The sequence below is a fragment of the Varibaculum sp. genome (assembly GCF_008661855.1).
GTDB lineage: Bacteria > Actinomycetota > Actinomycetes > Actinomycetales > Actinomycetaceae > Varibaculum > Varibaculum timonense_A.
In genome coordinates, this window is sequence record NZ_RPZY01000006.1 from 21,151 (window position 1) to 33,164 (window position 12,014).

Genomic DNA, 12,014 nt, shown 5'->3' on the forward strand with positions numbered 1-12,014 from the left:
TGCCGAGCGAGCGATTTAGGCAGAATAGCGAATCGGCATTAACAGGTAACGGAAGTCCGAAGAATCGTCCCCATCAAGTTCTTCTTGCCCAGTAATAACCGCTGGTTTAGTGGGGTGGGTAAATGACATACGCACATATTCCGTTCCCAAAGCCCCTAAGCCGTCCAGTAAATACTGGGAGTCAAACACAATCATCATCGGCTCATCAGCAATAAAAGTGCAGGTCATTTCTTCATGAGCCTGCGCATCATTGCCCTGACCAGCCTCTAAAGTGAGAGTACCGTCCGCAAAATTCATACGAATCTGGGCGCTGCGATCAGTGACCAAGGACACGCGCTTAATCGCCTGTTCAAGTTCATAACGGCGAATAACTGCTTTAATTGGAGCTTCTTCGGGGAAAAGACTGGCAACCGGCGGGTAATCACCCTCGGTAAGCTGGGAAGTAATTTTGCGTCCTCCCGCCTCTAAAGCCACGATAGCCCCGCCCTCGGCAGAGTTCTCTAAACCTAAATGGATATTTCCCGCGCCGGAAAGCGCCTTGGCCATTTCGGAAAGAATCCGCGACTTGACCAGCGCATCTGAAGAGAAATCAGTCTGATTTGGCTGCCAATCCATGACCCGCACGGCCAGGCGGTAACGGTCAGTGGCCATCAAAGTTAGCTGAGTTTTAGAAAGCTCCATCCGCACGGTTGCCAGCAACGGCAGGGATTCATCAGAGGAGGCGGCGCGAGAAACCTGACCCACCGCTCGGGCAAACTCTATGGAATCAATTTCGCCAATCGCCTCGGGAATTTGTGGCAGTGCCGGATAATCATCGAGGGGCATTACTGCCAGTTGGAAGCTGGAAGCTCCACAGGAAATATTGACTTTGCCCCCCTCCATCTCTACGGTTACCGGCTTCTTCGGTAACTGTTTACAAATGTTAGCCACCATTTTGCCGGAAACCAGGACTTCGCCCTCGGACTCCACATCGGCTTCAAACTGGTTACGGGAAGAAACCTCATAGTCGAAACTGGAAAGAGTTACGATACCGGCCTTGGCGCTCATCCACACCCCGCCGAGTACTGCCACTGCCGGACGTGCCGGCAAAGTACGCGCGGTCCAACTGATAGCGTCCTCGAAAACATCACGCTCGGCTACGAACTTCACTGCGCTGCCCCTTTTATCCTCTTTACCATGGTTTATGGCGCAAAATCTGCACAACCCAGCCGGTGATAACCGAGCTGAATCATTTTGTTTCAGTCTCCCATTATAGGGTTTTGCTACTCGATTAGCACTAAAGTACTTAAAACTGGGGATAACTCGCCGATTTTCCCCTCGGACCGGGCTTTTTATAACTCTAGTTACCGGCTTATCGGCAAGGTTTAGCCTCCTAGTTTCAACCTGGGGGTGGAAGCAATCAGTTCGCGGGTGTAATCATGACGGGGAGCGGAAAGAACCTGCTCGACTGCGCCCTCTTCAATGATTTTGCCCCGACGCATCACTATTACCCGCTGGCAAATATGTCTCACTACCGCCAGGTCATGACTGACAAACAGCAAAGTGAGGTTATCTCGCGCTGCCACCTGCATAATCAGGTTCAAAATTTGGGCACGAACCGACACATCTAAGGCCGAAACCGCTTCATCCGCCATTAACACTTCCGGACGGGCAGATAGGGCGCGCGCTAAAGCTATCCGTTGGCGCTGTCCTCCCGAAAACTGATGGGGATATTTACGCGCGTCCTCGCTACTTAAACCTACTTCCGCGAGCACTTCCTCTAAACGAGAGTGAATATCGCTGGGTACTCCTTCCCGCCCGCGCACCCAGGGAGAACGCAGCGGTTCGGTAATAATTTTGCCCACCTGCATCCTGGGGTCTAAAGAGCTGAGCGGATCTTGGAACACGATTTGTACCCGGGAACGCAAGTTACCTAGCTGTTTTTCCTTTAATCCCGTAATCTTTTGCCCACCGAACCAGATTTGACCACTACTAGGACGAGATAGGGCGCACAGCATCCTGATTAAAGTAGATTTCCCACTCCCAGATTCCCCCACGATTCCCAGGCGTTCTCCCGCGTTAATCTCTAGATTTACGCCATCGACTGCACGCACCTGAGCGCCAGAGCGCGGATAGATTTTGACTAAATCCCGAGCGCGGTAAATCGGTTCTTCACTCATTTAGCCCCTGCTCCCTCTCAAAAAATCAGCTAATACCGGTAACGGTTGCCCGGGGCGAACCGAGCCGATATTGGCGGTAGCCATTAGACCGCGAGTGTAGGGGTGTTTAGGGTGTTCTAGCACCTCACGCAGGGAGCCGCGTTCAACAATTTCCCCTTGATACATGACCAATAGCTGCTCACAAATTTGGCTAACTACCGCCAGGTCATGGCTGATAAACAGACAGGCAGAGCCGGTACGAGACAGTTCTTTATCTAATAGTCGCAGCACTTTCGCCTGTACAGTCACATCTAGAGCGGTAGTGGGTTCATCACAAATCAGCAGTTGGGGCGCATTTATTAGCGACATTGCTAGCATTACGCGTTGGCGCTGCCCTCCAGACAGCTGGTGAGGGAAAGCGTTGGCACTGTTAGCTGGCTCTGGTAAACCTACCCGCTCCAGCATTTTTATCACTTTTTCACATTTTCCCTGCTGGTCGCGTTGATGCAGGGTCAAAACCTCTGCTACCTGTTTACCCACCCGCATCGTGGGGTCAAGGGCGCTCATCGGCTCTTGGAAAACCATCCCGATTTCCGAGCCTCTCAGCTGTGACATTTCCCTATCTGTCAGTGATAGTAGCTCTTTTCCAGCTAGGGAAATAGAACCGGTAATTTTCGCGTCCTCACCGAGCAAACCCATTAGTGCTAGTGCGGTCACCGATTTGCCCGAACCGGATTCTCCAATCAGCCCCACCCGCGCCCCAGTGAGGATTTCAAAACTGATTCCTTTAACTACCGGGCGGTCACGAAAAGAAACCTGCAGGTTGTCTACTTTTAGTCCCGTTTTTTGTCCCGTCATTGTCGCTCCCTTAGCTGCGGATCTAGCACTTCACGCAGCCCATCACCTAAAAGGTTGAATCCTAAAACCGTCAGGGCGATACAAAGCGCTGGAAATAGCGCTAACTGCGGGGTAACCAACAGTGATTTTTGCGCCTCAAATAGCATTAAGCCCCAGGTGGGAGTATCTGGGCGGGTCCCTAATCCCAAATAAGATAGGGCGGCCTCTGCCAAAATCGCGAGCGCGAAACTCACCGATGCCTGCACTATTATCGTCGGCATGATATTGGGAAGTACATGGGTGAAGGTCGAGCGATACCGGGGGGTACCCGATGCTCTAGCCGCCACCATATAGTCCTGCGACATTACCCCCAAGGTAGCTGCCCGCACGTTACGGGCAAAAGCGGGAATTGAGGCAATCCCAATCGCCACCATTGCGGTCCAGGTAGACCCGGATCCGCGCGCCGCCGCCAGTAAAATCGCCAGCAGCAGGGCGGGGAAAGCGTAAAGAATATCGAGGGCGCGCCCGATTATTTTCTCTGGCCATCCTCCGCGTTGAGCAGCATAAATCCCCAAAGGAACCCCGATAAAGGCTCCAATACTGACGGAAACTATCCCCACCAGTAGGCAGATTCCAGCCCCGGAGAGGATTCTCGAAAACACGTCCCGACCAAAGTCGTCGGTTCCGAAAATATGGGAGGACGAGGGCGCACTTAAACGCTGCTCACTAACTTCCGTAGGATCGAAGGGCAGGGAAAGGAACGAGACTATCCCCATCAGCACTATCAGGGTTACTAAAACTATCCCTATCAATAAGCTGGGGTGACGAAGAAGCATTTTAGATTTACTCACTACTCCACCCCCTGCCGGATTCTCGGGTCAAGCAGACGATAAACCACATCTACCAGCGCATTAATCACCAGTACCGCAGATACCAGTATCATCACTACCGCTTGTACGACGGTTAAATCCCTCTGGGAAACTGCCGAAATCAGGTAGGTACCTAAACCGGGAATCGCGAACACCTGCTCCACCACTATCGCCCCTACCAGCAGGGTGGATAGTTGTAATCCCAGAACCGTGATTACCTGTAACGATGCATTTCGCAGCCCATGACGCATCAGCGCCGCCCAGTAACGCCAACCAATCGCCCTCGCCGTGCGGAAATAGTCCTGCTTTATTACTTCGATAAAAGCCGAACGGGTGTAGCGGGTTAGTACCGCTCCCTGCACAATCGCTATCGATAGTACCGGTAAGACCAGGTAGTGAGCCCATTGCACGGGATTATCGCGAAAAGGAACATAACCGTTCGCCGGAAAAACCTGAAGTTTGACCGCAAACACAATGGTTAGCACCATTCCTGCCAGAAAAGCGGGGACTGCCATTCCCAGCTGGCTTAACACCGAAACCATGATTCCTGATTTGCGTCCTCTGCGTAGGGCTCCAATCATTCCCAGGGGAATAGCGAGCAAGAGGGCGAGAATCATCCCGGCGAACACTAAAGAAAAGGTGGCTTCTAGGCGGTGGGGAAGTTGCTCAGAAATTGCTTGCCCAGTAAAAATAGAGGTACCGAAATCTAGATGTATCATCCCGGATAACCAGCTGAAATAACGCATAATTAGCGGCTGATCTAAGCCCATAGCTGCCCGCAGTTGCGCTACCGAACCGGGGTCAGCATTCGCCCCTAAAATCACGCCGGTAACGTCGCCGGGCAGCAGATTTATCAGCAAGAACACCACTAAAGAAGCGACTATTAGACTAACTAATAAGGTCGCTAGCTTTCTGAGGATATTTCTTGCTGTCGCGTTCATCTCAGCTCTGGTAGCTGATAGAGGATAAATCGAAAGACAACCCCGTAACGTTCGCAGCCAAACCGGAAATATCTGCCTTGGTCACAATCAGATTTGGCAGCAGCCACAAGAATGAAGCGGAAGCGTCATCAGAAAGCATCTTCGCTGCCTGTTTCATATATTTGACCTGTTCTTCGGAGGATCCTTGATCGGCCTTTTGATAAAGCTCGCGGAAAGCGGCGGAATCGTAATGCCAGTAATATTCGGTGTTGGTAAAGCGGGAAATATCGCGCGGTTCCAGGTGAGAAACAATGGTCAGGTCATAGTTAGATTTGACCATCACTTCATCAATCCAACGCGCCGGGAACTCTAGCTGCTCAATCTCTAGGGTAATCCCCACTTTGGACAGCTGGCTCTTGATATGAGTGGCGGCTCCGGAAGCATAAGGCAAGGTAGGAATCCGCATTTTTAGGGTTAGCCCCTGGCTATATCCCGCCTCTGCCAGCAGTTTCTTCGCTTTTTCTAAATCGAGGGTATATGCAGCGGAAAGGTCTTCGTACCAAGGGTCGGTGGGGGGAACCATTGAGCCAATCAGTAGACCTTTTCCTGCCCATACCGCGTCCCGTACCGCTTTACGGTCAAGGGCATAGTTAATAGCTTGGCGTACCCGTTTATCTTTGAGGGCAGCCCGCTGTTGGTTCATGCCCATCACTACTTCACCGTTAGTGTTTCCCTCTAGCACTTTAAACCGCGAGTCACCAGTGAATTTATCGAGAGCCTGGGGGGCAGCCAAGTTAGAAATAATATCGAGCGAACCAGACAACATCGCGGTATTCATCGCGTTAGGGTCAGAATAATAGCGGAAAGTAGCGCCTTTAACCTTGGGTTTTTCTCCCCAATACTTTTGGTTAGTGGCTAATTGGATTTCTTCCCCCTGTCGCCACTCTTTCAGGGTATAAGGACCAGATCCAGCCGGTTTAGTTGCCAACTCGCCCTTATCAAGAGCCTGTGGGTCATAAATAATCCCGGCAGTCGAACTTAAATAGTACAGCCAGGCATTCGAGGGGTGGGAAAGCTCAAACTGGACTTTATTTCCCCCCAAATCTTTAACCGCTTTCAGGGCTTCCATCTCTTGCTTGCGGGTGGGGCTGACAGTTTTATCGTTAAGGAGATAATTGAAAGTTTTCGCGACCGCTGCCCCATTGACGGGAGCACCGGAAGCAAACTTGGCGTCCTTCAAAGTAAACGTATAGGTCTTTCGGTCCGGTGAAACCTCGTAGCTCTTCGCTAACAGCGGCACCAGCTCGCCCTTACCATCCACCCGCAGCAACGTTTCATATACGTTATAGAGCAGCGCATAGGTAATCGCCGCCGCATCATTATGGGAAGGATCTAGGGTAGAGGGCGTGGCATGAACCCCGATAGTTAGTACCCGCTCTGAATTATTGGTTGCAGAATTGGTGCCAGCACATCCGGTTAGCACCAGACCGGCCGCCGCTAGACAAGCCAAAAGACGCTTACGCAAGGATCTCCCCTTTGTCGGTCATGGTCATAATCGTTTCAATCATAGTCGCTTAGCTGCCAGTGACTAATCCGGTATTCATATCTCTCCATCAATTTGACTCCTAAACTCGCCTTGAGTCTTAGCTTTGGCATACCAGCAGGGCCGGATTGAGCGCTTTCTTTTTCGATAGCTGCTAGTTTTACGCCCAGCGCTTATGCTAGTCTGGTCTAACCGCTGTTTTCTCCCCTGAGGGTCTGGCGTAAGGACGCGTAAGACCAGCGGGACAAGACAGTAAAAATAGATAACGACTCGCAAAATATCACCGGTTGGAAATCTAGACAAATACAACTGATTAATGCTCGCGAAACCCGTTATTGGACTGAATAACGCTACCTATCAAGGACGGACACTGTGACAAAGCTGATACGCTCACGCTGGATTTGTTCTATTTTAACTTTTAGTCTCGCTTTTATTTCCCTGCTGGCTATCCCGCAGCCCGCAATGGCTGCCGATAACGAATACTTAAATGTTTCTTTTGGAGGTACGTTCACCCCTCAAAAGGGCTACACCACCGGTGGGGAGGAAATCGTCAGTGGAGGTAGTATTACCTGGCAGGGCGATAATGAACCCAGCAAAATCGAGGGCGGCGGGGTAAAGCTTAACGGCAACGGCTCGGGCATTACTTACAGCGCGAAAGATAGTTTTGGAACTACCAGTGTTGATAAAGGTTTCCTTGCCGAGCTCGAATATCTCAATAACGCTGCCCCTAAAGAACTCGACACCCTTTTCTCAGCTATGGGAAACATCTCGGTTCGGGTTGAAAATGGCAAGCTAGTTTATGGTTTATCAGTTAAAACCGCTAATGGAACCTGGAAAGACTATAAGCAGAGCGTTAATCTGCCCAAGACTAACAGCAAACATATTGTTCAACTTAAATACGAGGCAGAACCGGCAGCTACTTTGAGTATCTGGGTTGATGGGGTAAAAGGTCCTGTAGCCCGGGCAGCCAATGGGGAAAAGGCAGCAGTTTCGACCGGGAAAGAAAAATCTTTCGGTATCGGTTATGAAATCAATCCAGGTGCCCAAACTACCCGCAGTTTTGTCGGGAATTTCTATCGTGCCCGGATCGCGCAGCCATCCACACCCTGGAAGTTCTTGAACCTGTCCCAGTTATTGCATCTTGATTTTCTGGGCAGTCTAAATGGAGCTAACTATGGGGCTGCCAACGGCGAAGATTTGCAAGGAACCTTGTCAGCTCGTACCCCAGCTCCTCAAATCAAAGATTCCAACGCCACATTCAGTGGTAACACTTCGGGACTGGATTTCATGCCAACCGATTTTTCCTTAGGCTCTGACAAGGTGACCCGCGGTTTAGTGGCAGAGGTTCGTTTCAACCCCAGCGAAACTGGAGGAATGCAAACTTTGTTTAGCGCTGGTGGAAACATCTTTTTACGATACAACGAAGCTGGTCAGCTAGAGTTTGGGGTCTCTTATCAAGAAAATGGTAACTGGACGGACAAGAAAATCACCGTTAGCGCCCCTAAGGGACAAACCCACGTGGTCTCGGTCGCCTATATTCCTCAAGGCAACAAATCCGCCCTCTATATGCGCCTAGATGGTCAAGATTTAGAAAAAGTAACGGTTAACGGATTAGCCGCGCTAGAGAATTCAATCGCAAATAAGGTTGGTTTCGCCGGGGATGTACACCCGAAAGCAACTAATCGTGGTTATAAAGGCTCTTTCGATGAAATCCGGTTTGCAAAGGCAGATACCAGTTTTACCCCGAAAGATTTCCGGCTCACCTATGTGGCAGAGCACTGCGATACCTCAAACATAAAACCAGCTAACAGCCTAGATGTTGCCGCTAACGAATGTGCAGATTCAATAAAGGCAAAGCTTTCTGCCCTGCGCCCCACAGAAAAGCAGGCAGACTATTTAGACTGGGGGCAGATTGGTTTTGTTCACTTCGGCATTAACACCTTTACCGGTAACAGCTGGGGACATGGGGATGAAGCTCCAGCGCTCATCAACGCCAAGAACATAGACACTGACCAGTGGGCAAAAACCTTTGCCGATGCCGGTTTCAAAATGATGATGGTTACCGTCAAGCATCATGATGGTTTCGAGCTATTCGATTCTCGCTATAACAGCGAACATGACTGGCCAAGTACCACTACCGCTAAAAATGGGGGCCCTAAAGATTTATTCGCTGAGATTGTTAAGTCAGCGCGTAAACATGGACTCAAGGTTGGCGTTTACTATTCTCCTGCCGATTCCTATATGGAAAAGAAAGGCGTGTGGGGTAATGGTTCCGCTAAAACCGAACGCACTATTCCGACTCTGGTTGCCAATGATGACCGTGCCGAACGGGTTGCTTCCGGAAAACTTCCAACTTACAAGTATGAAGCTACCCAATACGGCGAATATATGCTTAACCAACTATATGAGCTGCTAACTGACTATGGAACTATTGATGAAGTCTGGTTTGACGGAGCTCAAGGCAACACTTCTTCTACCGAGTTCTATGACTATAACGCATTCTATGACCTGATTGGAAAGCTACAGCCGAATGCGATTCAAGCTAACGCAGCTCCAGATGCTCGTTGGATTGGCAACGAAGATGGTTGGGCACGCACCACTGAATGGAACCCCCAGGCCGTCGGCTTCGATCAGCATGGAAGAATTACTCTCTATCCGGCACAAACTGCCCGCGATGGGGTACTGGGTTCAACAAACTCGGTGATTGAGGGTATTCGTAAAGGTTCAGCTACCCAGCTTCATTGGTATCCAGGTGAAGTTGATGCTCGGAACGGACGGGAATGGTTCAACAACTCGGGTAAGAAAGGTCCTAATACCCCGAAACCGGTCAGTGAGCTTGTAAAGTTCTATGAGCAGTCCACTGGGCGTAACTCGCAGTTCCTACTGAATATGCCTCCTTTCACCGATGGGAAAATGCCACAGGCTGATGTAGAAATTATGCGTGGATACCGTGAGGAACTGTTAAGGCGTTACGGCAGCGACCTTGCTTTAGGTAAGGCAGCTACCGTAGCTTCCTCTAGCAGCACTGCCGCTAAACCTGCTCCCCTACTGACGGACGGATCGAAGATTTCTTCGGACGAAAACGCCGGTAATACCCCTATCTACACGGTTAATCTTGGGAAAGACACCAAGGTTGATGCCGTGATTTTGGGCGAGGACGCACGTTCGGCAGGCCAACAGGTTGAACACTTTAAGGTGCAGGGACGCAGTGGTGAGGGCGCGTGGCGAGATCTCACCTCCGGTACCACGATTGGACAGCAGCGTAATCTGCGGTTTGCCGAGACTACCGTTAGCGAGATTCGGGTAGTAGTAGACCGCTCTCGTGGTCCGGTACGCCTGACCCGCCTTGAGGTTTATCATGTGGAATCAGAGATTCAGCCTGATGCACGCGCCTATTTTATTGATCCTAGCGCCCCTAAAGCTGGTGACGGATTAAGCGCTGATTCGCCTATGACCTCAATTGAGCAGCTGCATGATGTGTCCCTGGTTCCCGGTTCAGTAATTTTGGTGAAAAATGGAACTAAATTGACCGGTGATTTTGCCGTCTTTGGATACGGAAATGTAGATAATCCGATTACGGTTACTACTTACGGTAAAGGTTCTGCTCCTAGCGTTGCTTTTAAGGACGTAAAAGCCACTACGCTGGCAGGAGCGCTTACGGAACTTGGAAAAGATAAAGCCGGTTGGGTTTTCCAGCCTACGGTCGATAAAGTTCCGTCTTTACGCAGCTATGTACCGCAAGAAGAGATGCGGGTAGTTAAGCAGTCTTCCCAAAACAGCGGAGACGGGGAAGTTTCTAATCTGCTTGATGGCAGCTTTGACACGATTTGGCATTCACAATGGAGTCCCACTACCGCGAAAGGACCTCATTGGGTGGTGCTTGATTTGGGTAAGAAATACGACGACTTGAAGTATTTGGATTATCTTCCCCGTCAAAAAGGCACTAATGGGGTTGCGAAGGAATACAAGGTGTGGGTTTCTGATTCCGCCGATGATTTCAGTAATCCTCCTTTGACTGGTACTTTAAAGAATCTGCCCTACACTCAACGGATTTCTTTGGTTAATTCTTCCGAGCAGGGAGAGGGCGAATCTCAGAGGGCTTCTGGTCGCTTTATTAAGTTCCAGATTGATTCGGATTATTCTGGTCAAGGTTTCGGTTCGGCATCTGAACTCAATGTTGAACGAGAAGCGGTTGCACCGAAAGTTCCCGACACTGTGATTGACCCGACCGAGCCTACAGATCCCACCGACCCGACTGAGCCGGAGCAACCAAGCAATCCGGAAAAACCGGGAGATTCTGATAAACCTCAAAATCCGGGAACTTCCGAAAAGCCGGGCACTTCTAGCAAACCTGGAACTGGAAACCAGGTGGCAAATCCCGGCACAACGCAAAACAATAAAGCTAAGCCGCGTAAACAAAGCCGTAATAACCAGCTAGAAAAGACCGGTGCAGGCGTCACCATAATCTTCCTAACCTCATTAGGACTGATTAGCGCGGGAGGAGTTCTAGTTTTAACCAAGCGCCGAAAAGGATAGCGCTAGGAAGTTCATTTCCCACGCAATCTAAGTAAGTGCGCCCCGCCCCTCTGGCTCTAGCCTGAGGGGCGGGGCAAAGCTTTATCGGAATGACCCACGGGGCATGGTTGATATTGCCCAGCTACTTGGAATCAGTAAAGGCAGGGTTAGCCAAATCGCCAAACAGTAGTAACTAACTTTGGGATATTAACCCCGCTTTTACGACCCCCATCCTCACTCAACACAATAGATTAATCCCCAAAATACGCTGTTTGCGTTAAACTACCTTCCTTGCTAGCTGCGGGAAAGCTACTTAGGAACAGGTTTTTGTTTAGTCTCTTTTTTTATCTAGTTTAGTGAACTATACTTATAGCGTGAGGCGGGATAAACTAATCAAAGAGCTCCGAAAAATTGCGAAAGCGCAAAACGCGGCTCTGCAAATAAAAGAGGGTGGGAATCACACCAAAGTAAAAATCGCCGACCACACCCTAATCGTCCCGCGTCACCGTGAAATAAACGAAAACACGGCAAAAGGTATCCTTAAAGACGCGCAGAAAGGACAAAGACAATGAACATTGACTGCAAGGCTACGCGCTCTGGAAAATGGTGGGCAGTAGAAGTCCCTGTAGGTGATCGAACCTTTTATACTCAAGGCCGCGACCTTAAGGAAGCCCGTTTTATGGCGGAAGATATTCTAAAGATGTGCGCCGAAGATCAAGATTTACCCACGCCAATCTCCCTTAGCGCCAATATCTGCCCTCAAATCGAATATGCTGCCCAAGTCGAGCAGTATCAAAGCCAGCGTTCAGAAGTAGATAAGATTCAGAAAAAACTAAAGCAAGCTCAAAAGAGTTTGGTAGATACCATGAGGGCTCAAGGTATCAAAATGGTTGATATTGCCCAGCTACTTGGAATCAGTAAAGGCAGGGTTAGCCAAATCGCCAAACAGTAGTGACTAACTTTGGGGTATTCGGCCACTCGCCTACGACCCCATCCTCACTCACACTAAAAGGGAGAAAAACTTTCGTTTCTCTCCCTTTTGTGCTCGTTCGTCGGGGTGACAGTGTGTGGTTTCAGGAGATGTGTCCGTTTTTCTTGGGGTTGGGGTTTTAAGGTCTTTCAGGACTTGTGTCCGCTTGTAATAAGGAAAAACTCTTTTAATGTCCCAGGTCATTTGTCCGAAAACCTGTAA

At 49.9% G+C, this 12,014-nt stretch carries 10 protein-coding genes; 3 read left to right on the forward strand and 7 right to left on the reverse strand.

The features are described from left to right. Nucleotides 1–15: 15 nt before the first annotated feature. From dnaN to QZT94_RS00465, 6 genes are all read right to left on the reverse strand, one after another. Nucleotides 16–1,149: a DNA polymerase III subunit beta gene (dnaN, locus tag QZT94_RS00440; RefSeq protein WP_270626403.1), complete on the reverse strand. Its 1,134-nt coding sequence runs from the start codon at nucleotides 1,147–1,149 to the stop codon at nucleotides 16–18. A 215-nt stretch (nucleotides 1,150–1,364) separates the two neighbouring features. After that, complete coding sequence (locus QZT94_RS00445) at nucleotides 1,365–2,159, reverse strand: ATP-binding cassette domain-containing protein (protein WP_296761915.1); 795 nt, start codon at nucleotides 2,157–2,159, stop codon at nucleotides 1,365–1,367. Further along, nucleotides 2,160–2,996 carry an ABC transporter ATP-binding protein gene (locus QZT94_RS00450; protein WP_296761917.1) on the reverse strand — a complete coding sequence of 279 codons (837 nt, stop codon included), beginning with the start codon at nucleotides 2,994–2,996 and terminating at the stop codon, nucleotides 2,160–2,162. Further along, a complete protein-coding gene (locus QZT94_RS00455) occupies nucleotides 2,993–3,826 on the reverse strand; it encodes an ABC transporter permease (RefSeq protein WP_296761918.1) in 834 nt (277 codons plus the stop codon). The genes QZT94_RS00450 and QZT94_RS00455 overlap by 4 nt, the downstream gene beginning before the upstream one ends. Beyond that, nucleotides 3,826–4,785, reverse strand: a complete 960-nt coding sequence (locus tag QZT94_RS00460) for an ABC transporter permease (RefSeq protein WP_296761920.1) — start codon at nucleotides 4,783–4,785, stop codon at nucleotides 3,826–3,828. Before QZT94_RS00460 ends, QZT94_RS00455 begins: the two co-directional genes overlap by 1 nt. A gap of 1 nt (nucleotide 4,786) precedes the next feature. Next, nucleotides 4,787–6,289 (reverse strand): ABC transporter substrate-binding protein, encoded by a 1,503-nt coding sequence (locus tag QZT94_RS00465; protein WP_296761922.1) that lies wholly within the window; start codon nucleotides 6,287–6,289, stop codon nucleotides 4,787–4,789. A 390-nt stretch (nucleotides 6,290–6,679) separates the two neighbouring features. Here QZT94_RS00465 and QZT94_RS00470 point away from each other — a divergent pair, with 390 nt between their 5' ends. From QZT94_RS00470 to QZT94_RS00480, 3 genes are all read left to right on the forward strand, one after another. Next, nucleotides 6,680–10,843 (forward strand): alpha-L-fucosidase, encoded by a 4,164-nt coding sequence (locus tag QZT94_RS00470; RefSeq protein WP_296761924.1) that lies wholly within the window; start codon nucleotides 6,680–6,682, stop codon nucleotides 10,841–10,843. A 335-nt stretch (nucleotides 10,844–11,178) separates the two neighbouring features. Beyond that, complete coding sequence (locus QZT94_RS00475; protein WP_296761926.1) at nucleotides 11,179–11,394, forward strand: hypothetical protein; 216 nt, start codon at nucleotides 11,179–11,181, stop codon at nucleotides 11,392–11,394. Then, nucleotides 11,391–11,774, forward strand: coding sequence for a hypothetical protein (locus tag QZT94_RS00480; RefSeq protein ID WP_072510422.1), 384 nt, complete (start codon nucleotides 11,391–11,393; stop codon nucleotides 11,772–11,774). The genes QZT94_RS00475 and QZT94_RS00480 overlap by 4 nt, the downstream gene beginning before the upstream one ends. A 48-nt stretch (nucleotides 11,775–11,822) precedes the next feature. Here the strand turns inward: QZT94_RS00480 and QZT94_RS00485 are convergent. After that, nucleotides 11,823–12,014 (reverse strand): hypothetical protein (locus QZT94_RS00485; RefSeq protein WP_296773081.1); only part of this gene is annotated, 192 nt, incomplete at its 5' end.

Excerpts from the sequence above, each read along its gene's own strand:
- QZT94_RS00450 (WP_296761917.1), bottom strand. The coding sequence starts at position 2,996 with ATGACGGGACAAAAAACGGGACTAAAAGTAGACAACCTGCAGGTTTCT.
- QZT94_RS00460 (WP_296761920.1), bottom strand. The coding sequence starts at position 4,785 with ATGAACGCGACAGCAAGAAATATCCTCAGAAAGCTAGCGACCTTATTA.
- QZT94_RS00480 (WP_072510422.1), top strand. The coding sequence starts at position 11,391 with ATGAACATTGACTGCAAGGCTACGCGCTCTGGAAAATGGTGGGCAGTA.
- QZT94_RS00445 (WP_296761915.1), bottom strand. The coding sequence starts at position 2,159 with ATGAGTGAAGAACCGATTTACCGCGCTCGGGATTTAGTCAAAATCTAT.